This window comes from Brevibacillus fortis, from assembly GCF_003013395.1.
Taxonomy (GTDB): Bacteria; Bacillota; Bacilli; order Brevibacillales; family Brevibacillaceae; genus Brevibacillus; species Brevibacillus fortis.
In genome coordinates, this window is sequence record NZ_PXZM01000003.1 from 102,389 (window position 1) to 125,997 (window position 23,609).

The window sequence follows — 23,609 nt, forward strand, 5'->3', positions numbered from 1 at the left end:
GCTCCTCTTCGTTATTCATAGCGGATTTGTGGATTCACGAGACTGTAGCTGATATCTACAAGAAGATTGACGATGAGAAACTGGACAGAAAAGAGCAGAATGAGCGCTTGCATGGCCGGATAATCGCGAGCGAGAACCGAATCAATCAAGTACGATCCCAGCCCCGGCCATGCAAAAACTTGCTCAACGACAACTGCTCCTCCGAGCAAAAAGCCAAATTGCAGCCCGGTCATCGTAATCACGGCAATTAGCGCATTTCGCAATACATGCGTCCAAATAATGACTGATTCCCGCTGCCCTTTTGCCTTGGCTGTACGTACGAAATCTTCCTGCAATACTTCAAGGACGCTAGAACGTGTAAAGCGGGCAATGATCGCAGATACACCGAATCCGAGTGTTATCGACGGAAGCAGGAGGTGGACAAAGGTTCCGCTGCCACTCGTCGGAAACCAGCCTAACTGCACAGCAAAAATTTGCATGAGTATGAGTCCGAACCAAAACTCCGGAATGCTAATGATGGTCGTGGTTGAAATAATCCCTAGACGGTCCCAAATCGACTTGCGCTTCGCCGCAGAATATATCCCAACAACCAGACCTATGATGAGAGCCCAGAACATGGCAGCAAACGTTAATCCAAGCGTGTATAAGAACCGCTTACCAATCTCGTCAGAAACATTGGTCTTCGATTTGTAAGAAACACCGAAATCTCCCGTCAAAATTTGCTGAAGATACCGCCCGTACTGCACATAGAGTGGATCATGAAAGCCCAGGCTCTCTTTTACTTTCTCATAGGTGGCCATATCCATTTCGGCACCATACATAATGCGGATCGGATCACCAGGGGTAAGATGTACGAACAAAAAAGATAGGATCGAGATGATCATTAAAATGGGAATCATACCCAATACGCGACCGATAATATATCTAGCCATTTCCTACACCTTCTTTTTGTAAAACTAGCTTATTGTTTGTAAGCAGCATGGAGACGAACTGTATCAAGGGTAACCCCCACATCCACAACATTTTTCCGTTTTGCGATCACCACATCCGGGACATACAGGAATATCCAGGGGGCCTCATCCATGATGACTTTTTGTGCTTCGGCGTATTTTTGCTGTGCCATGCTGTTGTCCGTTGCTTTTAATGCTTCATTTAACAGCTGATCGACTTGTTGATTCTGATAAAAGCCAGAGTTATTATAGTTCGGTGGAATTCTGTCAGAGGCAAAGTTTGGTCTCATTCCCCAATCCGCTTCAGCAGTACCCGCCCCCCATCGCCCGATATACAAATCAGTGCCCTCTCCGGCGTCCAGCATTTCAAACAGCGTGCCGCTCTCGTAAGCTTGCACCTCTACTTTGATCCCTACAGCTTGCAGCTGCATCTTGATATTTTCAGCAATCGCGACGAATTCCGTTGAATTGCGCGTCCACAACGTAGCTGCGAAACCATCTGGATAACCAGCCTCCGTCAACAGTTGTTTCGCTTTGTCAGCGTTGTATAGATAGCTTTGCTGTTTCGCGTAGCCTTTTACCAATGGCGAAAGCGGAGAGTCGGCAGCTGTGCCATACCCGTCTGCAACCTGACTGATCAACTGTTCTTTGTTTATCGCGTAGTTCATCGCCTGACGCACACGCTTGTCCTTGTACTTATCCAGCTTTGTATTCATACCGACATAAATCATGTTGAGCGATGGACCAGAGTAAACATCTAGATTCGCGTCTTCCCCTATCATTCGTGCATCCAGTGTCGGCAAACTTGTCACGATGTCTACTTCGCCAGCTTTTAGCATATTGACCCTCGTACTCGCCTCCATCACAGGCTTAAACAGAATCGCTGCTAGCTTTGCCGGTTTCTCTTTATCCCAGTAATCATCAAAAGCAGCAACCTTCACAAACTGCCCGTTCTTCCATTCGTGGAATTGGTAGGGACCAGTACCTACTGGATTGCGGTCCATATTGTATTTCGGATCATCGATCTTTTTTTGCAATTCTTTCTGCGATTTGAAGCTGGCAGAAGGATGTGCCATATAGGCAACCATCGCAGAATTGGGTACATTCGCCGTGACAGTTATCGTGTACGGGTCTACTACTGTAACCTCCTTGATAAATCCAAAGAAGCTCGCTCGCGCCATGCCATTCTCCTTGTTACGCACATAATCGAGATTCTTTTTCACTACATTAGCATCAAAGACTGTGCCGTCATGAAAAAGAATTCCTTTTCGCAAGTGAAAAGTAAGTGTTGTTGCATCAGCGTTTAATTGGTAATCGGTTGCAAGAACAGGGACAACCTCTCCGTTTTCATTCCGGGTAAGCAGTCCTTCGAACATCGTGGACAAAATGTGTAGCGTGTTGCTATCCGTGGAATTCCAAGGATCAAGTGAGGTGGCCTCAGCTTCGAGGGCCACTGTTAATTCCGCGTTTAATTCTGCTTTTACTGGTACTTCTTGTTGCTCGGCGTGTTCTGGTGCTGGTCCGTTTGTTGGCGGGGTTTGACCAGAATTGCTCGTACAGCCAGCTAGCATAGCAGTTGCCACCAAAAAGCTGACTGTGAGTAATCTCACTCTTTTTCTCATCTGCACGTAAATCGCTCCCCTTTCTAGCAATGATGTGAAACTACGGAGTTAATTAGCATGATCTATGCCAAAAAAAATAGGCAGCTGTCTATGCTGCTTCCTTGTACTGAACCCTTGATATTTGCTGGTTTTCCCGATTAATTATTCGTGCACTGAAAAGCTATTTGGTTTAAGATAAAGAATATTCGGTTATTTATTGCGGCTATTTTACCCAAACATACCCAAATAACCAAAAGCGAGGAAGGCATGATGAACGAATTCGTATTACTGGCTGGCAGCAAGGACACCCGAACTGCACTTGTCAATCAGCTCCAAGAGATTATGGACGGATATGTGCGGATGAGCAGTTATTCTGTTGAGGAGGAACTTCCCACATCTCTTCATAATCAATTGGTCGTCCTCTCCCACCCGCTCGTATTAGAAGAACAAAAAATAAGGGCATGCCTTGGCACAAATTGCAAACTCATCATCGCCAAAAGGATCATCAATTACGAAAACATCGACAAACTCTTATACTTGCCAGCCGGGACCAAAGCTTACTATGTCAATGACTCATTAGAAACATGCTTGGAGTCCATTGAATCACTGAAAAAGCTGGGGATTGATCACATTCAGTACATCCCCTATTACCCCGGTATTCCACATGTAGAAAAAATTGATCTCGCGGTGACACCAGGGGCGTTCGAGCTAATCCCTGACCATGTTCAAGAGGCAGTTAGCATCGGTCCACGTCTGATGGACATCTCGACGATACATCAAATACTCGACCATTTCCAACTCAACGGACCAGGAGATGTTATCTCTCAGCGCTATTTGCGCAAGATCATTCAATTGAGCAAGCGGCTGGCGGATGCCAACCAGATCGCTACGGATTTGAACAAGCACTTGAATGATGTGCTGGATGGCGTCAACGACGGGATCTTGACGATTACGCAAGATGGCAAGATAACGGTCTTCAATGAGGAACTCGGTCTTCTGCTTGGTGTCTCTGCCAAGCGTGTTATCGGCAGACAAATTGACGATGCCATCGATCATCCTGAGCTCATCGACTTTTTATTTGCACGTTCACAGGAAGAGGATCGCTGGTTTACGTTCGGTCAGGTTGAAGTGATTGTTCACCGCTTCCCATTAAACGATGACCAATCACTCGTTGCTACGTTTAAGAATGCGCGACAGACGATCGAGTTGGAAAGATCACTACGCTCCGAATTGAAAAAGAAAGGCTTTGTGGCAAAATACACGTTTGACGATATGATTGGGGAAAGCTCAACCCTCACGCGCACAAAAGAAACGGCAAGAAAGCTGGCCAAAACCGACCTCACCCTGCTAATCCAAGGGGAAAGCGGAACAGGCAAGGAGCTTTTTGCGAGTGCGATTCACAATGCTTCTCTACGAGACAAGAGACCGTATCTCGCCATCAATTTCAGCGCCATTTCTGAGGATTTGATGGAAAGCGAGCTGTTCGGGTATGATGACGGTGCATTCAGAGGGGCTAAAAAAGGCGGAAAAGTTGGCTTGTTCGAGCAGGCGAACGGCGGCACGATCTTTTTGGATGAGATCGGAGACAGTAGCCTGAAACTACAAGCACGACTTCTTCGCGTCCTGCAGGAAAAGGAGATTATACGCATCGGGGGAAGCAAAATCATTCCTATCGACGTACGGATCATTGCCGCCACTAACAAAAATTTGCTGCAAATGATCGAAAAAGGGACTTTTCGGGAAGATTTGTACCATCGACTACGTGTTCTCTTTGTTGATCTCCCCTCCCTGCGGACTCGAACGGATGACATCCCTCTTCTTGTTCGGCATTTTATCCGGCAAAGCCAGCACCCACAGGTAACTGTCAAGCCGGAAGTCATCGAGAAGCTCACATCCCTACCGTGGTATGGAAATGTGCGGGAGTTAAAGAACACCATCGATTACATGCTGGCTGTATGTGACGAGAATACCATCCAAATCGAGGATATGCCGTGGGAAAGCAGCTTTCTAAAAAGTGATGATTCACCTACCGAAGATCCGGTCATTCCTGATGAAGAAGACGAGCTGCTGCTCATCTTGCGAAGTATTCAAACCATAGCAGAACGTGGTGAAAGGCCAAATCGACGGAAAATAACCGAAATGAGCACGGATTGGGCAAAGCCATTGAGCGAGCAGCAGATTCGCAGCCGATTGGATGTGCTGGAATCGCGAGGATATATTGTGAAGAGCCGAGGACCTTTTGGGACGAGGTTAACCGATGCTGGATTGAGGTTTTTGAAATAAAAGTGGTCTATCGATTGCCGTCATGGGAAAAATGATTCATGGTAGTGAAATACGAAATTCGGACTCATTTAGTAAGGAGATGCCTAATGAATCATCAAAAAATCATTCATTTCAGTGACAAAGACTTGGATGGCGTATCATGTGCGATCCTTAGTCAGATTGCTTTTTCCAATCAAGAAGTCGATTCTCGTGGAGTGACTCCTTACACAGTCAATCAAGAAGTACAAAAGTTTATTGAAGAAGAGCTTTCCCGCGAAATGTATGTCGTGATTACCGATGTAAGTGTCAATGACGAGGTCGCGTTGCTCATTCAGAAAAAGGTCGATCAGGGACATGCGTTTGTCTTGATCGATCATCACCCAACCGCCTTGCCATTGGCTTCCAAGTACGAATGGGCAAACGTTATCACAGAAGAAGCTGGGAAAAAGACCTCGGCAACGAGCCTTTATTATGATTACCTGCTAAGCCAAGGATATCTGACTTCTACTGGGGTACTCGCTGACTATGTGGAGCTGGTTCGTTCTTTTGATACGTGGGACTGGGATGCAACCGGTACTGTTCAAGCCAATCAACTGAACATATTATTTTATATGGTCGAACGAGAAACGTTTGTTCAAAATGTGTTGGAACGCTTGCGTGGTGAGGGTGCCGATACGGATCAGTTCGTATTTAACGAAGTAGAATCGATTCTCATCTATACAGAGGAAAAACGAATCGATGAATTTGAACAAAAAAAGCTGAAGCAAATGAAGCTGATTCCCGTAGAAATCGATTTAGACGAGCCAAAAACGTATCAGGTCGGCGTAGTTTTCCTTGAACAATATCACTCCACGACAGGCAATTTCTTATGTAAAAATGCGGAAATGATTGATTTCGTCGCAATGCTCGATCCCGGGAAAGGCAGAATCAGCTTTCGAACCATTCGGGAAGACGTGGATCTGTCTATGATCGCCCAGCATTACGGGGGCGGCGGTCATCCAAAGGCTTCTGGATGTTCCTTTACGGGCGTTACGGTAAAAGCCTTTGTATACCCTGCTTTACGAACGAATTAGCTCAATATGAAAAAGCCCAATTTCCCGTTTAAAATTGAGAAATTGGGCTTTTTTTGTTATCCATTATTTTACGATTTCATAGCGCATTAGCATTGAGCCGCTTTTTTCGTAAAGCTTCGTTTCTATCAACTTCATGTCGTGACGTGTATGGATGTTGTCAAAGTAATGTTTGCCGCTGCCCATTAAGACTGGATGAATAATGATTCGGAGTTCATCAAGCAAACCAGCATTTATCAAACCTTGAACAAGACCCGCGCTTGCAGGAACAATGATATCACCCTTGATTTGTTCTTTTAGCTCCTTTATTTTCGACATGACATCATCATTAAGGAGTCTAACGGTACCATCATAGTCCCCCCAGTGAACTTCTGTAAGCTCACTATTATTGGTTGCTACAAACTTTTGAGTCTTATTCATAGCATCAGCCCACTCTCCCTCTTGGAACGGCCAATAGCTTGCAAAACCTTCATAGGTGACCCGCCCCATCAAGATTGCGTCAGCCTTCTGGAAGAACACAAGACCATCATCTGTCGCATCCATGATGCCAGGCAACGCCCAGCTTACCATATTGTCTTCTTCTCCTGTCGGCCCAGTAAAGATACCATTCAATGTGCTGCTTACGTTTGTAATTATTTTCCCCATCGAATCTCCACCATTCTTCCATATAGTATTAACTAAAAATTACCACATTTCACTACTCAGTATTTCTTCTCGATTGCTCAAATTTCCCTTCCGACTAAAAAGAAGGTGAGGAAAACGAAACGGTTTTCCCCACCCTCTTTCTTTTAGACACTTTTTGTCCTATTACAGTTCAACGATCTTTGTAGCGATGTTATTGCAAAATTCCCTGTCATGCTCCACAAATAGAATCGTTGGCGAGTGTTCGAGCAACAATTCTTCTATTTGCATGCGAGAAATGACATCGATAAAATTAAGCGGCTCATCCCAAATATGAAGATGGACTTTCTCGCAAAGACTTTTCGCAATCAGTACTTTCTTCTTCTGTCCGCCACTAAAAGCAGAAATGTCCTTCTCGAATTGCACGCGGGAAAAATCCAGCTTGCGCAAAATCGATTTAAACAGGCTTTCATCGATCCCGCTGTCTCGCGCAAAGTCAGTCAGATTGCCCTTTAGATGGGAAGTATCTTGAGAAACATACGAGATTTTCAATTGACTCCCCTTACGGAAGGTGCCCGTATGATCGATGTCCTCCCCGCAAATGAGCTTGAGAATGCTTGATTTGCCTGAACCGTTCTTGCCTGCCAGCGCAATACGCTCTCCTTGCTCGATCGTAAAGTTGATATCTGAGCAAACTAGCTTCTCTCCATAATGAATCGAAACCTTTTCTAGTTCAGCCATTTGGTTCTTATGATAAGCAAGCTGTGCAATCTTTAGGCTATCCTGGTTTTCAATGTTTTTCAGGAGCTTCGATTTGTCATCAATCGCGGATTGCTGTCGTTTCTCAATCGACTTGGAGCGTTGCATCATTTTCGCAGCCTTATGACCAATATACCCTTTGTCTACTTTGAGACCAGAATTTAATGTCCCGTTTTTCGTCTTTTCCACAGCATCCGACCAGTTGCTTGTACGTTTGGCTGCGTCCGACAAGCGTTTAATGTCTTTTTTGAGCTTCTCATTCTCAGCGAGTTCATAGTTATCCTGTCGCTGTTTATTTTCCCACCAATCAGAGAAATTCCCTTTTTGAACCTCTATATTCGTCCTGTTGATGGAAAGGATGTGATCGACACAGTTGTCTAGAAATGCCCGGTCGTGAGACACCAGAATATAACCGCTTTTCGAATGAAGATAATCACTGACGAGCTCTCGTGCATGCATGTCGAGGTGATTGGTTGGTTCATCAATTAACAAAAAACTGTTTTCCTTTAGAAATAAGGCGGCTAACATCACTTTCGTTTGCTCCCCATTTGACAAAGTTTCAAAAGGACGGTACAGGACATCCTCTGAAACCTGTAAGAGGGAGAGCTCCCGCATTAATTCCCATAGCTGATAGTCTGGCACCATGTCTTGAATGATATCAAGCGTTTGATTTTCCTTGTTCTCGACCTGGAACGGAAAGTACTCAAAACTGACATGAGCCGTAATCTTTCCACTGTACTCATATTTACCAAGTAACAGGTTGAGAAAGGTGGTCTTCCCTCTCCCGTTTCTTCCCGTAAACCCCAATTTCCAATCCGTATCGATTTGGAAGCTCACATTTTCAAAAATGTTATCGAAGCTGCCTTCATAGGCAAACGTCAGGTTATTCACATTAATTAGTGACATACAATTATCCCCCTGTATTAAAAATTAGAAAAGCTACAAGAAAGTTACCCTCTCTTGTAGCTCAAATAAATACAGCAAATCCAACTCAAACAAGAGTTAGACATGGATATATTGATTGAGTGAAAAGATAATGTAACTTTCTTGCGTATAAAGAATAAAACATGCGAAGGATTTCGCTTTTTTGTTTTATTTTTTAGGCAAGAAAAGAATCCATTATACCTTTCAGCTCCCGTCATTAATTTACCAGCATTGTATCATATCCAATTTTTAGTTTCAACAAGTTTCCCTTTTTATAATTCCGACGACACGACTCCCTCAGACTCCATTCCAAGATAGAGATTTTTATACTGTTTCACAATTTCTTTCTTATTAAACTTACCCACACTCGTTTTGGGGATTTCTTCAACAAACAGAATCTGATCCGGAAGCTGCCACTTGGTAAAATGTTCGTACAAGAGATGATCAAACTCTTCTCTTGGAATTACTTTGCAGTCTTTCATGCGAACGAGAGCAAGTGGACGTTCCTGCCATTTGGCATGCGGGATTCCGACAACTACTGCCTCAAGAACCTCAGGATGGCCCATTAACGCATTCTCCATATCGATGGAGGAAATCCATTCGCCCCCACTCTTGATGACATCCTTGATTCTATCAACAATTTTTACATATCCATTCTGGTCGATGGTCCCTGCATCACCGCTTCGCCAGTAACCATTTCGGAAACCGCTTTCATCTTCCGGTGTAAGGTGGTAAGCACCCGTGATCCATGGTCCTCTTATGCATATTTCACCGACTGATTTGCCATCACGTGGGACTTCTTGACCTGTATCTGGATCAAATAAGGTAAAATCAACGCCCGTAATCGGCAGTCCCTGTTTCCTTCTTAAATCCCACGTTTCTTCCACCGTCAATTTGTTTCGCAGAGTGGGATTAATCTGGTAGTTAATGGCGACCAATGGTGTCGTTTCCGTCGCGCCGTATGCATGAATAATTTCGGCCCCTGTCAGCTCTTTAAAGCCCCTCATTAAGGATACGGGTGGCTCTGATGCACCAGATAAAAACCTTGCACGGCTAAGATCAGGCTTCCTTTCAAGGGTCCGGATATATTGCAGCATCGAAAGAAAAATCGCCGGTGACCCTCCTGTAATCGTGACGTTTTCCGCGATCATCAAATCTACGAGTGGTGCAGTGTTTTCTGCCATAAAACGTCCTGGGAAAATGATTTTTGCCCCCATCATGACAGCAACGTGCACGAGTCCCCATGATTGACCATGGAACATCGGTACAATCACCAGTAAGCAGTCATGGCTATCAACGCCAAAGTAAGCCGCTCCCGCCATGGTGTGAAGATACATGTTGCGGTGGGAATAATAGACGCCTTTTGGTCTGCCCGTAGTTCCGGATGTATAGCAAGCGCTGTAAGCTGTCGTCTCTTCGATAATTGGCCAGTCATATTCGGCTGGTTCATCCTTGATCATTTCTTCAAAGGGATAGATAGGCGCTAGCGTTGTTTTTATTTCCGACATCGGCTTATCTGACATGATGATAAAGCCTTTAACGGTTTGCAGATTTGGAGCTATTGCTTCGGCCACAGACAACAATGACTCATCAACAAAAATGTATTTCGCTTCGCTATGATTGGTCACATAGGCTAGATCATCTGGAGAAATACGCAAATTCATTTGCAAAAGTGTAGCCCCGATCCCAGGAATGGCGAAGTATAATTCGAAATGTCGCTCGGAATTCCAATCGAGCACGCCGATTTTATCACCTGGTTGGACTTCAAGTTTATTTTCAAGAAAATTGGCAATCCTCATCATGCGCTTGTAGGCATCCTTGTACGTATAACGAAAAAGCTGATGATTACTGCGATAGAGAAGTTCTTGATCTGGAAAATTTCGCACTGCATGACGTATCAAAGTTGTCGTGTTCAATTGATAGTCATCCATCGAAGTAGATGGGCATCCTTTTACCATTCTCATGAACAAATTCCCCCTCTATCCCTAGTTTTCAACCTTTGCTATACATCGTGACAACACATGCACCGCCCAAGCCAAGATTGTGCTGAAGGGCAATCCTCGCCCCTTCTACCTGACGATTTCCTGCCTCCCCTCTCAGATGCCAAACCAATTCTGTGCATTGAGCCAATCCTGTAGCGCCAAGAGGATGCCCTTTTGACATGAGTCCACCGGAAGGATTGACCACGTATTTCCCGCCATACGTATTGTTCCCCTCATGAATTAGCTTCTCTGCTTCCCCTTCACCGCAGAGCGCCAGTCCTTCGTACGTAATGACTTCATTGGGGGTAAAGCAGTCATGCAGCTCTACAACGTCGACATCCTCTGGGCCGAGTCCAGCTTTTTCATACACTTGTGCGGCTGCCCGTGCTGTCATGTCACTGCCGACTAAATGCAGATTGTTCGAGGTGCTATTATGTTTATCCGTCGTCATCGATTGAGCAATAATTTTCACAGTCTTATGAATCTGATGCTTTTTGGCAAAGCTGTCGCTGCACACGATGACTGCTGCTGCTCCACATGTAGGTGGACACGCCATCAAGCGGGTTAAACCAGGATATACGACAGGCGAATTCATCACTTCGTCTAAATGGAGCTCTTTCGTGAACAAGGAATAAGGATTATGGACTGCGTGTTGCCTCGATTTAACGGCCACTTTCCCGAAAATTTCAGGATGCGCTCCGTATTTTTCGAGATATTCTGAACCAGCTGCTGCAAAAACCTTTAAGGCAACAGGCCCATCAGGCAATTCACGGTTTAATTCATCAAACCGATTGTATATCCACTGAAAGGGAGAGGTCCGGTCTGTCCAATGCTCGCCTAACGCTCCCGGCTGCATCTCTTCAAAGCCAAACGCTAGGACGCATTCGCAAGCACCGTTTTCCACTGCTTGTCGTGCCATGTAAAGGGCACTAGACCCGGATGAGCAATTATTGTTGACGTTGATCATCGGAATACCTGTCATTCCTACCTGGTAGAGAGCAGTTTGCCCACATGTACTATCGCCATATACGTAGCTCGCATAGGCTTGCTCGACTTCTGCCAGCGTAATACCAGCATCAGCTAAGGCCCCCGTAATTGCTTTTGCGGCCATGACTTCATAAGGTTCATGTTTACCTGGCTTCTCAAATTTCACCATGTTTACACCTATCACATTTGCTTGGTTCGTCATATCGCTAACCTCCTGTTTAATTGATTGTTTTTACCGTGGTGACATCCGAATGCCGCCGTCTAAACGAATGACTTCGCCGTTTATATACTCATGCTCCATGATGAATGTTGCCAGCTCTGCATATTCTGACGGGCGTCCCAATCGTTTTGGAAATTCAACACTTTCCGCGAGCTTTGTCATTACATTTTCGGGCAAAGAATCAGCCATGGGTGTCAGGAACAAACCAGGTGCAATCGTGTTGACACGAATCCCGAACTCAGCCAAGTCACGTGCAACTGGCAAGGTCATCCCTGCTACTCCTGCTTTGCTTGCCCCGTATGCAGCTTGCCCCATTTGCCCATCAAAGGCAGCGACAGAAGCCGTGTTAATAATCACACCTCTTTCTCCTGAGTCGGTGAGTGGCTCATTATTTTTCATCTCATTCGCCGCCAGCCTCAATACATTAAAGGTCCCTACCAAATTAATGCCGACAACTTTCGTGAATGCCTCTAAAGGCAGTACCCCCTTTTTTCCAATTGTTTTCCCTGCGGTTCCGACACCTGCACAATTCACACTTATGTGTATCGCACCAAAAGCTTTGATCGCTTGGTTGATCCCTTGTTGTACCGATTCATCATCGGCTACATTCACTAGTGCATAGCGGACATTCTCGCCTAATTGGTCGACTGCTTCCTTTGCTTTTGCTTCATTGACATCAAAAATAACCACCTTCGCGCCCTTCTCGACCAGCCTCGTCACTGTCGCCAAACCTAACCCTGAAGCCCCTCCTGTTACAATCGCTACTTTATCGTGTAGATTCATTCTCGTTCATCTCCTCTATCTTTCCTTGGATCAAAGCCAATCTCTTTGAAAACCTCTTCTGTATGCGTCCCTGTTTGCACACCTGTAAATCGGTACGCAGCTGGTTGCGTGGAAAACTTGATGGGAAAGGCGATCTGCTGCTGTGTGCCTCCTTCTGCTTTCGTAATAGTGACAAGAAGTTCTCTTGCTTTTATGTGTGGATGCTCGACCGCTTCTGAAAATTTTAGAACTGGCTCTACACAGCCGTCAAAATCACCGCCAAAAATCGTTACCCACTCCGCAAAATCTTTCTGTTTAAATTTTTCCGTAAGTCTCGTCTTGAAAGCGCGCTGATCTTCTATCCGTCGACTACTGCCCAGACTTCGTAAACGATCATCACCGATGCGCTCGCATAATCTTGCTTGGAATTGCGGTTCCAAACTGCCGACGGAAAAATATCGCTGATCCTTTGTTTCATAATAGTCGTAAATATAACCGCCATTTAATAGCAAGGATTCAGGCTCTGGCTCAATCTCTCCAATTAGATAACCTGGGCCATACACAGCATTCAATGTAAAAACTACATCTGTAATGCTTATATCGATATACTGACCTTCTCCTGTTCGTTCGCGGTGATAAACTGCAGCTAAAATTCCGATAACGGCCGACATCGATCCCCCTGCCAAATCCGCTACCTGTATCCCAACTGGAACCGGAGCTTCCTTTTTCCTGGATGAATAGCCAGCAACACCTGCTAACGATAAATAGTTAATATCATGACCGGCCCGATCCCGATACGGTCCTGTCTGTCCATAGCCTGAGATCGAGCAGTAAATGATTCTTGGATTTATCTCCTTCAGTTTTTCATAACCAATGCCCATTCTATCCATCACACCTGGTCGAAATTGCTCGATCACGATATCATACTCTTTCACCAGCTGATATACGACCTCTTTGGCTTCCTCTGTTTTCAAATCAAGGGCTAACGATCGCTTTGAACGATGGAGATGGGCAAATGTTGCAGACACCTCGCCATCCATCGGAGGAAGATGCTTTACCATATCCTCGCGATGCGGTGATTCGACTTTCAGTACATCTGCTCCCATATCCGCAAGCATCATGGTAGCAAAGGGTCCTGGCAGGAGCGTGGAGAAATCCAATATTTTTAACCCCGTTAAAATCCCCACATGTCATCCTCCTCCTCTATTTTCCCAATACGTCCTTGCTAATAATTTCTTTCATGATTTCGGAAGTACCGCCATAGATGCGTTGAACTCTCGCGTCTGTATACGCTCTGGAGATTGGATATTCTTCCATGTAGCCGTAGCCGCCAAATAGCTGCAAGCAACCGTCAGCCACTCGGCATTGCGCTTCCGTTGATGAGAGCTTTGCCATACTTGCCTCGGCTGTAGACAGCTGGTTTTTCTCTAGTAAGACCAAGCACTGATTCACAAAGGCCCGATTCACTTTTGCTTCGGTTACCATCTCGGCGATTTTATGACGAATCACCTGTAGCTTGCTAAGTGGTTTCCCGAACGCTTCACGTTCTTGCAGGTACTGAATCGTGATTTCTAGGGCTCCCTCCATAGCACCACAAGCACCAACTGCCAAGATCGTCCTCTCCCGGGGCAGTTCATTCATCAGCGTGATAAAGCCACCATCTAATGCACCGAGGATTTGACTAGGCGCCACACAAACATCGTCGAAAAATAGTTCTGATGTGTCGGCAGAATGAAGACCTATTTTCTTCAGGTTCTTCCCTTTTGTTAAACCTTTGGTCGACTCATCCACAATAAATAGAGTTGTACCTTTCGAAACGGGAGCTTCTTGATTGGTTTTGGCTACAACGATCACAAAGTCAAACATTTGACCATTCGAGATAAATGTCTTCGAGCCATTGATCGTGTATTCACTTGTTTCCGGGTGCTTCATTGCCGTCGTTTTGATCCCTTGCAAATCACTTCCGGCGCCAGGCTCAGTCATTGCGATTGCACCCACATATTCCCCTGTGGCCATTTTGGGTAAGTAATGCGTTTTCTGTTCTTCCGTACCGGAGTTTAACAGGTAGTGAGCGACGATGTTCGAATGAACGGCAAGTCCCCCGGAAATAGAGTTGTACCCGAGCCGACTGAATTCATCAATGATACACGCCTCGAAATAAAGAGGTGCTCCTAAACCGCCGTATTGCTCGGGTATGCCCACGCATAGGAAACCAGCCTCCCCCAGCTTATTCCATAGCTCTCTTGGGAACATCCCTTCCTTTTCCCATTTGCTATAGTTAGCTTCGATCTCTTTTTTGGCAAAGGCCTCAATCGATTTTTTGAATAGCTTCCATTCGTCTTCAATGGCGATTGTTTGAAACATGCTGGCTCCTCCATTCTTAGTATTCTTCGTATGCTTATTTATGCAAATACCGTGCCATTTCTCGGACTTGCAAAGTGGTGGGTCTTTCATTGCGAACTGTTATTGATTATTTACAGAAAAGTGTAAAGTGTAAAAAACTTATCCAAAAAGTGTTAACGCATCCATTTTCATTTGCTATAATGCCGTTAATAAGGGGGGATCGTATGCTCGCCACTGATATTATGACCAAGAATTTTGTTTGCTGCTCCAAGCATGACACACTCCATGATGTGCTACCCCTGTTTATAAGAACCCACTCCAATATGCTTCCAGTTATTGATGAATCCAATCGTTTGATCGGTATCATCACGAAAAACAAAATATTCAAAATCCTAACCACACAGCCATCCTTTGATACTACCATCGCCGAATACTACCATCCGAATCCGATCTATCTATCCCCAAACGCTACGATTGAATTCACAAGACAGTACCTGTTGAAGCATAAGGTTGGACATGCGCCTGTAGTGAACGAAGAAATGGTTCCGATTGGGGTCATCTCCACTGAACAACTACTGCGCTCCTATAATATTGTCCTCAGTCAATTCGAATCGCAGCTAGCACTCCTTTTTCATAATCTGAACTTTGGCTTACTATCGATTGATACGAGCTTCCAGATCAACGCTTCGAATTCATTAGCCCACCAACTGCTAAACATCAACGAAAATCAACTGAATGCTTTTCGTGATCATCCGGAATTGCATTTGATCCGAGAGCTAATCGAGGAGATAGTACAAGAACGCGCCAAGGTGGCAAAGAAACAAATTACATGGAACGATTTAAATCTGTACGTACATTGTTATCCGCTACACAGCCATGATGAACTGGTTGGCGCGATGGTTATTTTGGAGGACGTTACGCAAATTGAACAGACTATCAATGAATTGCAGCTAACAAAAGAATGGGAACAAAAGCTTAGGTCGGTTATCGAGTTCGCCTATGATGGGATCATTCTAGTCAATAAAAAAGCCGAAATTACCATGGTGAATAAAGGCTTCACCGATTTGTTTGGCCTGGAGAGCAAGGATCTATTACAGCGTTCCACAACTGTGCTGTTTCCGGAGCTTGCTATTGAAAACGTCATTCAAAGCGGGATCAGCATTCTCAATACACCACAAATCATTGCCGGACAACAATCGCTCATTTCCATCTTGCCCATTAAGGAAAAAGAGGAAACGATTAGCGCGATTTGTAAAATAACGTACCGTGGCTTACCCCATTTGCATGAAGCCTTAACGAAAGTGAAAAAGCTGGAAAAACAAGTCTCCGACTATCAAAACGAGATCAATAATATGAAAGGAACCAAATACACCTTGTTTGATATAGCCGGAGAATCAGAGGCAATCCGCAAAGTCAAGCATGAGGCGACATTAGCTGCGAAGAGCATGTCTACGGTGTTGATTGTCGGTGAAAGTGGAACGGGCAAAGAACTCTTTGCTCAAGGGATCCATGCAGCTTCTGGACAAAGGGGGGCTTTTGTGCAAGTGAATTGTGCTGCGATTCCCTCTGAATTGCTTGAATCTGAATTCTTCGGATATGCAGATGGAGCGTTTACCGGAGCCAAAAAAGGCGGAATGAAAGGAAAGTTTGAACTCGCGCAAAATGGAACGCTATTTTTAGATGAAATCGGAGATATGTCGCTACCCTTACAAACCAAAATATTGCGCGTGCTGCAGGAGAAAGAATTTCAGCCGATTGGCAGTGGAGTGACGATTCATTTACATACAAAAATCATTGCTGCCACCAACCAAAATCTTGAACAATTAATCTCAGAGGGGAAGTTCAGAGCGGATCTATACTATCGATTACATATTATGCGGTTAAACATTCCGCCTTTACGAGAAAGAATAGAAGATTTACCCGACATCATACAATCCATTACCAATCGCCTCAATCAAAGTGGATTTTACGTGAAAGGCGTCACCCATTCTGCGTTGACGAAGCTGATGAGGCATACCTGGTCAGGAAATGTGAGAGAGCTCCACAATGTTCTGGAAAGAGCTGCTAACATAAAAACGGGTGACTACATCGATGCTGATGATCTCCCTACGTTCCAGCACGAGACGGAAGAAAAAGCACTGCCACAGCAGATTCCCTCAACCTATAAGGACAAGATTCTGTCGACGGAGAAAGAAATGATCATCACGGCCCTCAAGGAGGCAAAAGGAAATAAATCAAAAGCGAGCCAGCTTCTCGGGATCAGTAGACCTTGGCTATACGCAAAAATGAAGAAATATCAGCTCGAATAAGAAGTGCGGCTGACCTATATTGGGGTCAACCGCCTTTTCTTTAGGCATTTACTTTTTCTCTCAACTGGTATTTCAGGAGTTTACCAGAAGCATTTCTCGGTAAACTCTCGACAAAAATCACTTTTCGCGGAACTTTATACCCAGCTACGTGCTGCTTGGCATAATCGATGATGGCTTGCTCATTTACTATTTCACCCGCTTTTGCTACTACTACCGCAGTTACCAGCTCCCCCCACGTGGGGTCCGGCGTGCCAATTACCGCGACTTCCGCAATGCTAGGGTGCATCCCCAATACGTTTTCCACTTCAACGGAATAAACATTTTCGCCACCCGATGATCATATCTTTTTTGCGATCTACTAATTTGACGTAGTTTTCTTCGTCTCTCACTGCCAAGTCACCTGTGTATAACCAACCATCGCGAATCGTTTCCGCTGTTGCCTGTGGGTTATTATAGTATTCTTTCATCACGGTTGGACCTTTGACGATAAACTCCCCTACCTCGCCTGGTTTTGTAGAATGTCCATCGGCATTAACGATATCAAATAATGTAAACGCAGATGATTCTCTTCCTGCCATGCCAGCGTGCGTCTCGTGGTCTTTTGGATATAACAGGATACCATTTGGACCACCCTCTGTCTGACCACATAAACTATAAAATTGATGAGAACCAAAATACTCCATGCATTTTCTTACAACGTGTTCAGACATTGGCGCGGAGCCATACGTGTATTTTTCCATCGTGGAAAAATCAAAATCATCCTGTTTTGGAATTTGCAGAAAAGCGAGGTGCATGGTAGGAACGGCTAGAAAGGTCGTGATTTTGTATTTGCCGATGTCAGCTAATATCTCTCTCGGTTTAAAATCGCGATAAATGACCGACAAACCACCGACATACAAACCACTGATCAACCCAATGGTAAGCTGCGCACAGTGAAAGAGCGGGGCAAAATTCATCATTCGCTCTTCGGAATGATAGCCTAACGTTAAAATAAATTGTAAGGCAACGTTTTTTACGCGATCATGATCAAAGACAGCGCCCTTTGGAAAACCAGTTGTCCCTGACGTGTACAAGATATGCAAATCATCCGTCCCTGTCAGCTCCACCTCTATATTTTCTTTATTTTCAGATAACATTTCAGAGATGGATGTAAAGGATTCGTTCTTCGCCTGAGGAACGGAAACGAGGTTTTGGATCGGTACTTGATGAGAGATTGCTTGCAGAATAACTTCTTCAAATTCGGTATCTGAGATAATGTGCTTCGAGTCGGACTGTGTGATGATATAGTTCAATTCCTTCTCCAATAGACGAAAATTCATCGGAACAAGTACCGCCCCAATTTTTGCGCAAGCGTAATAGGCGATCGCAAAGTAATCCGAATTCTTCATCATCAGAGCTACCTTGTCGCCCTTGGCAACCCCTCTAGCTATTAACCCATGCGCAAGTTGGTTGACGATCCCATTAAATTCGTCATACGTATACTGTCTGTCCTGATAAATGATCGCTTCTTTCCACGGATGTCGAGCGGCGTTCACCTCTAGCATTTTTACGATATTCATTACGCTTGCCCTCCTTCTGATTAATACTACTTGGCTATTAATGCTGACATTTCTGCTTCCAAGACTTGCTCCCCCTCATTTTTGAAAGTAGTGAGCAAGACCGTAACTTCCCCTGCCTCCCTTCTTTCTTTTTTCTCTATGACTGTAGCTGTGACGTACAAAACATCTTCGGGATATACCGGTCTGAGAAATTTTAGATTGTGAATGCCTGTACCCGCTATGACATCGTCACCGAAAACCCCCGTTTCCACCCATAGCTTAAAGGAAATATTGACGGTATGCAGTCCCGATGCAATGATCCCTTTGAACCGGCTTTGCTTTGCCTTTTCCTCATCAATGTGCATGTACTGTGGATCGTATACCGATGCAAACGCTATGATCTCTTCCTTGTTCATTTTATATGACTTAGTTACGAGCATTTGTCCGATAGAAATCTCATCGAATTTCATGATTGATCACCTCTTCATTCACATACACGCAAGCATTATGCCAACATAGAAAAGACAGAAATTGACCGACAACGTAAAAACCTGTAACGCGCCATTTACAAAATGTTGTTAATGATGCTTTACAGGTTGTAAACAATGCCACTAATCACTAACTTGGTTTTTCCCTCGACCACTACTTACATGAAATTTCTTCCACATAAAGAAGGAATTTTCAATTTTGCTTTGAATTTATCATACTTATTGAAATTCATTTTATTTTTTGTATTCCTATGGAGGAGTAAAGCTATGAAAAAAGTGGTAAGAAGTTTGGGTATTCTCGTCTTGGCATCGTCATTCCTGATCGTCCCGACTCAAGCAGCAGATGCGGTAGGAAAAGGAAAAGACTCTATCGTCCGTCCACAAAAAAATATCTTTGAAGGAAACTGGCGGTACGGTGATACGTTAGTAGTGGCATACGATACGTTCTTTCCGAATGGATGGATTTCGATTGAAAAAGAGCCACATCGTGGAACACAGCGTGGATATGAAATAGCGAAATATATTGTTGGCGCTAATTATGGGCAAGTGGAAAGAAGCTTAAGCTTTAACATCCCTTCTGGTTGGGTAGAAATCGGTCGAGGCTATAACAGCAAGAGACAGGCTTATATAGATATCAGAAATGAGAATAAAAAACGGTACCAACCTCAAGAGCTGGAGAATAAATGGGTCTCAACCAGTCAGCCTGTACCATATGGCTGGGTCGTGGTAAATCTAAATCTCTTTGAAAAACATATCGTAAATATCACCAGTATCCCTACTGAGTCCAGCATTGAAGCGATCAAGCATCCTTCGCCAGCCTTTGCTTATGAAATACCAAGAGGCTGGGAGATCACTGTAGACGGACAGAATTCTCGAATCCTCACAAGAAAGTACTAATTAAAACGACCTGTAGGTAGCACGATGGAAAACCATTCATGCAACCCACAGGTCGTTTTCGTTATTCGAAATGAAAGCTCTCCTGCGGCTTCCAATTAAATATGCAGTTGAATCCGATTGCCGGAAGGATCCTCCGTAACAAAATGGCCGCTCTCCTCCTGAACAGATGCACCGATTTCTCTTAACTGAGCTATTACACGATTTCTCGCTTCCTCATTCGAGAGCACCAGAACAAACGATTCAAGTCCTGCACTGTTCGGATGTGGCGGTGGAGCACCGACATCCGCCCATGTATTCAACCCGATATGATGATGGTATTTACCCGTGGAGATGAACAGTGCTTGAGCTCCATATCGGTTCACTACCTCAAAGCCAAGTCCGTTGGTATAAAACTGTTCCGCTTCATTCAACTTCGATACATGCAGATGAATATGTCCCATGATGGTACCAGCAGGCAGACCCTTCCACGCAGTCTGTTCCCCGCTAGACAACAAATCTGTAAAATCCAATGGATCTGTTGCCATGTCTACGGTGCTTCCATGCCAACTCCAACTACCAGGATCACGATCAGCATAAATTTCAATTCCATTTCCATCCGGGTCCGATAAATATAAGGCTTCACTAACAAGATGATCCGAGGACCCGATGCGCAAATTCAACGCAGAGAAGTGTCGCACAATGCTAGCCAAATCTGAGCGTTTTGGCAGCAAAAGCGCAAAATGATACAAACCTGTCGTATGATTTTGTTTTGGTAATGCGGCATGGAGTTGTTCGATGGAAAGTAATGCTGTTTTGCCGTCAGCAGTCAATTCCGCTTTTGTTGCAGATTGGTTCAAAATTTGGAAACCGATAACCTCCTGATAATAAGCCAGGGATCGATCCAAGTTTTGCACCTTGAGGTTGACTTGTTGGACAAACGTATTCGGACTTTGATGAAAATTCATGAGTGTGTCCCTCCTCGTTTTATCAAATGGCGTTCTTCTGACTACTCTCAAGCTGACCATAAAAAACCGTCTTTATGCAGTTATGAATTTGCAATCAAAAACTTACTTTTAGTAATAGGGTTACTATAATGCATTGCATGCCGATTGTCACGAAAAATCCTTGGCAAACAAAAAAGCGGTACATCGCTTTTTTTTGACGTCCTTTTTCAGATCGCTTTCTCCACGATTTCTGGAATGATACCCAAGGCTGGGGCATTTCCTTCAATTCCGTACATATATTTCAGTAATTTCAGTATTGACTAAAATAACTGAAAATAACTAAGATAATACACATAATACATCTTAGGAGGTGATGTACATGAAAAAGGCTGCTTCGATCAGTGCTATGCTCTTATTTGTCACTACGCTCGTAGGGGTTCTTGGCTCGTACAGCATCATTATGGCACTACCACTTATTGGAGAGGAATTTCATCTGAATCCAGTGGAGCAAGGTGCGATCGTGAGTGCTTATTTTTTGGGCTTCGCGATTTTTACCATTCCAGGAGGGATCATTGCTGATAAACGAGGATCGAAGCAGATTATTGTGATCAGCTTGGTACTGTGGGCAATATTGACTGCGCTTACAGGGGCGGTCACAGGTTTTGCAGCCTTACTCGTTGTCCGTGTTTTGTTGGGGTTTATCGATGCCCCACTTCTGCCTGCTATGTTAAAAGCAATTGCCGAACGAACACCTGCAAACATCCGTACGACCACATTATCCATTGTTTCATCAGCCGAACCAATTGGGACTGGACTTGCCCCTTTTCTAGTAGCACCATTGATTGCGATACTGGGATGGCAGGAAGCTGCTTTTGTTACTGCATCAATCGGCCTTCTCTTGGCCCCCATTCTCTGGATATTCCTTCCCCGTCCTTTCGTAATTAAACAACCTTCATGCTCAGCATCAAAGTCGAAACCTACCCCTTTCATGTCTCTTTTTCGTAACGGGTATTTGTGGAAACTAACAAGTATGCTCTGCGGAATTCAAATCGTGATGATTGGATGCTTGACATGGGTACCTACCTACTTAACAACTGAAAAACATCTCGCTATTACCCAATCAGGCTTATACGCATCGCTTCCTCTTCTCATTTCCATGCTTGGTAATTTGGCTGGCGGTTGGTTGTTTGACCGTTATTTTCATCGAAAGTTTCGAATGATGGTCATTCCGTCCCTTTTGTTCTCAACGATTTTCCTTACGCTCATGATCCTATCTGAAAATGTCAATCTGTTTCTGTTGTTTGAGTCGATCTCTTTGTTTTTTCTCTCCCTTACCACTCAACCCATTCTTGGACTTACCATGCGTATCATTCCCTCAGATGCTTTAGGCACTGCTAGTGGCATTCTGTTAACCGGAGGAAAACTGGCAAGTATTCTTACACCAATCGCGATGGGCGCATTCATTCAGGCGTTCTCCTTTCAAGCCGGTTTTGCCCTATTGCTAGTAGGTGCAGGAATCGCTTTTGTTTCTTCTTTTCTCATCCATCTCAAAAGGAGTGAGGAGCTTGACTGATTTCATACAAAAACTGCTGCAAGACATGCCTGATTTCTCACATTTTCGAACGATTGAGGAATTGGACACCTCTTCCCGTGAATTAGCAGCCGCCTATCCACATCTTGTTACCCTCAGTACCGTTGGTCACTCTACTGACGGACACCCAATCCTCATGCTGCGAATCGGAAATGGCCAGCATCGCGCGCTGTTCGTCGGTTGTCCGCATCCAAATGAGCCGATTGGAGCTCTATCCCTAGAGTACCTCAGCAAGAAGCTATGTGAGGACACTGCCCTATTAGAGCAAATGGATTATACCTTTTATATCATCAAAGAAATCGATGTAGATGGTTGCCGATTGAATGAAGGATGGTACGGAGGCCCTTTTTCTCCAGACCGTTACATCCGCAGCTACTATCGTCCCAGTATGCTCGAACAAGTTGAATGGACATTCCCATATGCGCATAAAACGTTCAGCTTCAGTGAGCCCATTCCTGAAACCGTAGCATTTATGCGGGCGATTGATGAAGCCAAGCCGCATTTCCTCAACAGCATGCATAGCTCCGATCAAACCGGAACGTTTTATTATGTATCGACTCCTCTTCCCGACGCATTGTGCCAACAGATCATTAAACTGACGCATGATCATCAATTACCGTTGATGATCGGCGAACCGGAAGCGCCATTCATGCCACCTATCCAAGACGGTTTTTATCAGCTGCCTGAGCTGTCTGCTATGTATGATTACTACGAAAGTATCCTGCCTACTGGAGAAGACCCTGCCAAAGCAATCCTCATGGGGGGCTCGTCCCGCGATTATGCTGGGGCACGTTACCATACCTTTTGCCTTGTTTCGGAATTATCGTTGTTTACGGATCCAAGGATGGAAGATAAATCTGAAACCACTCATAGCTACAAGGAAGCTATGCTGGACATAGCGAAACTGGAAGGGGAACAGATTGCTTTTTTATCCAAACAGTACCAAAGCGCACAGGCATTTATAACGGTACCAACCAGATTTCAGCGATCTGTAGAGGATTTTCTGATCGGGATGGAGGAATCTCGATCCCATCATGTAAAATTAGCGGAAAGTGATGCAGCATTGTCGCGCTTCGCAACAGTAGCTGAAATGTTTGACTTGAGACTACGCACTCTATGGAGCTCTCTATGCTGCTGCAGTATGCTGATTCGCATGCTGGATGCCCAGCCCGAAAACATCACCCTTTCAGAGATTCGAGCAGATTCAGAAAAATGGCTGGATCAAGGCTTACAAGAGCTACTCTCCTTTTTTAACTGGTCGATGCGTCCTTTGCGCGAATTGTGCGGGGTCCAGTTAGGTTCTGCCTTGATGATCATGGAATTCCTTCGTCAAACCCATGAAAGCACCGCCACGCACTAAAATAATGTATGACGTGAGCGCC

The 23,609-nt window shown here is 44.6% G+C and carries 19 protein-coding genes; 6 read left to right on the plus strand and 13 right to left on the minus strand.

Annotated features, from left to right (window positions below):
• Nucleotides 1–11: 11 nt before the first annotated feature.
• Both nikB and C7R93_RS02145 read right to left on the minus strand, forming a co-directional pair.
• Nucleotides 12–932, minus strand: a complete 921-nt coding sequence (gene nikB / locus C7R93_RS02140; RefSeq protein ID WP_106837255.1) for a nickel ABC transporter permease — start codon at nt 930–932, stop codon at nt 12–14.
• Nucleotides 933–961: 29 nt separating this feature from the next.
• Nucleotides 962–2,572 carry a glutathione ABC transporter substrate-binding protein gene (locus tag C7R93_RS02145; protein ID WP_244191442.1) on the minus strand — a complete coding sequence of 537 codons (1,611 nt, stop codon included), beginning with the start codon at nt 2,570–2,572 and terminating at the stop codon, nt 962–964.
• Nucleotides 2,573–2,821: 249 nt separating this feature from the next.
• On the opposite strand from C7R93_RS02145, the gene C7R93_RS02150 reads away from it, so the two are divergent.
• Nucleotides 2,822–4,834 carry a sigma-54 interaction domain-containing protein gene (locus C7R93_RS02150; RefSeq protein ID WP_106837257.1) on the plus strand — a complete coding sequence of 671 codons (2,013 nt, stop codon included), beginning with the start codon at nt 2,822–2,824 and terminating at the stop codon, nt 4,832–4,834.
• A gap of 86 nt (nt 4,835–4,920) precedes the next feature.
• Entirely contained in the window at nt 4,921–5,886 is a 966-nt protein-coding gene (locus C7R93_RS02155) for a DHH family phosphoesterase (protein WP_106837258.1), read from the plus strand.
• Nucleotides 5,887–5,949: 63 nt separating this feature from the next.
• On the opposite strand, the gene C7R93_RS02160 is transcribed toward C7R93_RS02155, so the two are convergent.
• From C7R93_RS02160 to C7R93_RS02190, 7 genes are all read right to left on the minus strand, one after another.
• On the minus strand, nt 5,950–6,528 hold the full coding sequence (locus tag C7R93_RS02160; RefSeq protein WP_106837259.1) for a dihydrofolate reductase family protein: 579 nt from the start codon (nt 6,526–6,528) through the stop codon (nt 5,950–5,952).
• A gap of 162 nt (nt 6,529–6,690) precedes the next feature.
• Entirely contained in the window at nt 6,691–8,169 is a 1,479-nt protein-coding gene (locus C7R93_RS02165; RefSeq protein WP_106837260.1) for an Lsa family ABC-F type ribosomal protection protein, read from the minus strand.
• 290 nt (nt 8,170–8,459) lie between these two features.
• Complete coding sequence (locus tag C7R93_RS02170) at nt 8,460–10,151, minus strand: long-chain-fatty-acid--CoA ligase (protein WP_106837261.1); 1,692 nt, start codon at nt 10,149–10,151, stop codon at nt 8,460–8,462.
• A gap of 28 nt (nt 10,152–10,179) precedes the next feature.
• Nucleotides 10,180–11,358 carry a lipid-transfer protein gene (locus C7R93_RS02175; protein ID WP_106837262.1) on the minus strand — a complete coding sequence of 393 codons (1,179 nt, stop codon included), beginning with the start codon at nt 11,356–11,358 and terminating at the stop codon, nt 10,180–10,182.
• Nucleotides 11,359–11,388: 30 nt separating this feature from the next.
• The gene (locus C7R93_RS02180; RefSeq protein ID WP_106837263.1) at nt 11,389–12,159 is read right to left on the minus strand and encodes an SDR family NAD(P)-dependent oxidoreductase; all 771 of its coding nucleotides are present in this window, start codon (nt 12,157–12,159) and stop codon (nt 11,389–11,391) included.
• A complete protein-coding gene (locus tag C7R93_RS02185; RefSeq protein ID WP_106837264.1) occupies nt 12,156–13,325 on the minus strand; it encodes a CaiB/BaiF CoA transferase family protein in 1,170 nt (389 codons plus the stop codon). Before C7R93_RS02185 ends, C7R93_RS02180 begins: the two co-directional genes overlap by 4 nt.
• Before the next feature lie 16 nt (nt 13,326–13,341).
• On the minus strand, nt 13,342–14,502 hold the full coding sequence (locus C7R93_RS02190) for an acyl-CoA dehydrogenase family protein (RefSeq protein WP_106837265.1): 1,161 nt from the start codon (nt 14,500–14,502) through the stop codon (nt 13,342–13,344).
• A 203-nt stretch (nt 14,503–14,705) separates the two neighbouring features.
• Here C7R93_RS02190 and C7R93_RS02195 point away from each other — a divergent pair, with 203 nt between their 5' ends.
• The gene (locus C7R93_RS02195; RefSeq protein ID WP_158264003.1) at nt 14,706–16,790 is read left to right on the plus strand and encodes a sigma-54-dependent Fis family transcriptional regulator; all 2,085 of its coding nucleotides are present in this window, start codon (nt 14,706–14,708) and stop codon (nt 16,788–16,790) included.
• 40 nt (nt 16,791–16,830) lie between these two features.
• Here C7R93_RS02195 and C7R93_RS30510 read toward each other — a convergent pair whose 3' ends face one another.
• From C7R93_RS30510 to C7R93_RS02205, 3 genes are read right to left on the minus strand one after another with little or no spacing between them, the layout of a single operon-like run.
• A complete protein-coding gene (locus C7R93_RS30510) occupies nt 16,831–17,076 on the minus strand; it encodes an AMP-binding enzyme (RefSeq protein WP_244191443.1) in 246 nt (81 codons plus the stop codon).
• A gap of 19 nt (nt 17,077–17,095) precedes the next feature.
• Entirely contained in the window at nt 17,096–18,349 is a 1,254-nt protein-coding gene (locus C7R93_RS02200) for a class I adenylate-forming enzyme family protein (RefSeq protein ID WP_244191426.1), read from the minus strand.
• Between the two features lie 26 nt (nt 18,350–18,375).
• A complete protein-coding gene (locus C7R93_RS02205) occupies nt 18,376–18,798 on the minus strand; it encodes a MaoC/PaaZ C-terminal domain-containing protein (RefSeq protein WP_106837267.1) in 423 nt (140 codons plus the stop codon).
• A gap of 285 nt (nt 18,799–19,083) precedes the next feature.
• Between C7R93_RS02205 and C7R93_RS02210 the strand changes: the two genes are divergently transcribed.
• Entirely contained in the window at nt 19,084–19,713 is a 630-nt protein-coding gene (locus tag C7R93_RS02210) for a hypothetical protein (RefSeq protein WP_106837268.1), read from the plus strand.
• A gap of 95 nt (nt 19,714–19,808) precedes the next feature.
• On the opposite strand, the gene C7R93_RS02215 is transcribed toward C7R93_RS02210, so the two are convergent.
• On the minus strand, nt 19,809–20,657 hold the full coding sequence (locus C7R93_RS02215) for a VOC family protein (RefSeq protein ID WP_106837269.1): 849 nt from the start codon (nt 20,655–20,657) through the stop codon (nt 19,809–19,811).
• Between the two features lie 358 nt (nt 20,658–21,015).
• Between C7R93_RS02215 and C7R93_RS02220 the strand changes: the two genes are divergently transcribed.
• Both C7R93_RS02220 and C7R93_RS02225 read left to right on the plus strand, forming a co-directional pair.
• A complete protein-coding gene (locus C7R93_RS02220; RefSeq protein WP_106837270.1) occupies nt 21,016–22,209 on the plus strand; it encodes an MFS transporter in 1,194 nt (397 codons plus the stop codon).
• The gene (locus C7R93_RS02225) at nt 22,202–23,587 is read left to right on the plus strand and encodes a M14 family zinc carboxypeptidase (RefSeq protein ID WP_106837271.1); all 1,386 of its coding nucleotides are present in this window, start codon (nt 22,202–22,204) and stop codon (nt 23,585–23,587) included. The genes C7R93_RS02220 and C7R93_RS02225 overlap by 8 nt, the downstream gene beginning before the upstream one ends.
• Nucleotides 23,588–23,609 lie beyond the last annotated feature (22 nt).

What these genes read in the sequence shown, in the direction of transcription:
- nikB (WP_106837255.1), bottom strand. Translation starts at nt 932, where the DNA reads ATGGCTAGATATATTATCGGTCGCGTATTGGGTATGATTCCCATTTTA.
- C7R93_RS02145 (WP_244191442.1), bottom strand. Translation starts at nt 2,572, where the DNA reads ATGAGAAAAAGAGTGAGATTACTCACAGTCAGCTTTTTGGTGGCAACT.
- C7R93_RS02150 (WP_106837257.1), top strand. Translation starts at nt 2,822, where the DNA reads ATGAACGAATTCGTATTACTGGCTGGCAGCAAGGACACCCGAACTGCA.
- C7R93_RS02155 (WP_106837258.1), top strand. Translation starts at nt 4,921, where the DNA reads ATGAATCATCAAAAAATCATTCATTTCAGTGACAAAGACTTGGATGGC.
- C7R93_RS02160 (WP_106837259.1), bottom strand. Translation starts at nt 6,528, where the DNA reads ATGGGGAAAATAATTACAAACGTAAGCAGCACATTGAATGGTATCTTT.
- C7R93_RS02165 (WP_106837260.1), bottom strand. Translation starts at nt 8,169, where the DNA reads ATGTCACTAATTAATGTGAATAACCTGACGTTTGCCTATGAAGGCAGC.
- C7R93_RS02170 (WP_106837261.1), bottom strand. Translation starts at nt 10,151, where the DNA reads ATGAGAATGGTAAAAGGATGCCCATCTACTTCGATGGATGACTATCAA.
- C7R93_RS02175 (WP_106837262.1), bottom strand. Translation starts at nt 11,358, where the DNA reads ATGACGAACCAAGCAAATGTGATAGGTGTAAACATGGTGAAATTTGAG.
- C7R93_RS02180 (WP_106837263.1), bottom strand. Translation starts at nt 12,159, where the DNA reads ATGAATCTACACGATAAAGTAGCGATTGTAACAGGAGGGGCTTCAGGG.
- C7R93_RS02190 (WP_106837265.1), bottom strand. Translation starts at nt 14,502, where the DNA reads ATGTTTCAAACAATCGCCATTGAAGACGAATGGAAGCTATTCAAAAAA.
- C7R93_RS02195 (WP_158264003.1), top strand. Translation starts at nt 14,706, where the DNA reads ATGCTCGCCACTGATATTATGACCAAGAATTTTGTTTGCTGCTCCAAG.
- C7R93_RS30510 (WP_244191443.1), bottom strand. Translation starts at nt 17,076, where the DNA reads ATGCACCCTAGCATTGCGGAAGTCGCGGTAATTGGCACGCCGGACCCC.
- C7R93_RS02200 (WP_244191426.1), bottom strand. Translation starts at nt 18,349, where the DNA reads ATGAATATCGTAAAAATGCTAGAGGTGAACGCCGCTCGACATCCGTGG.
- C7R93_RS02205 (WP_106837267.1), bottom strand. Translation starts at nt 18,798, where the DNA reads ATGAAATTCGATGAGATTTCTATCGGACAAATGCTCGTAACTAAGTCA.
- C7R93_RS02210 (WP_106837268.1), top strand. Translation starts at nt 19,084, where the DNA reads ATGAAAAAAGTGGTAAGAAGTTTGGGTATTCTCGTCTTGGCATCGTCA.
- C7R93_RS02215 (WP_106837269.1), bottom strand. Translation starts at nt 20,657, where the DNA reads ATGAATTTTCATCAAAGTCCGAATACGTTTGTCCAACAAGTCAACCTC.
- C7R93_RS02220 (WP_106837270.1), top strand. Translation starts at nt 21,016, where the DNA reads ATGAAAAAGGCTGCTTCGATCAGTGCTATGCTCTTATTTGTCACTACG.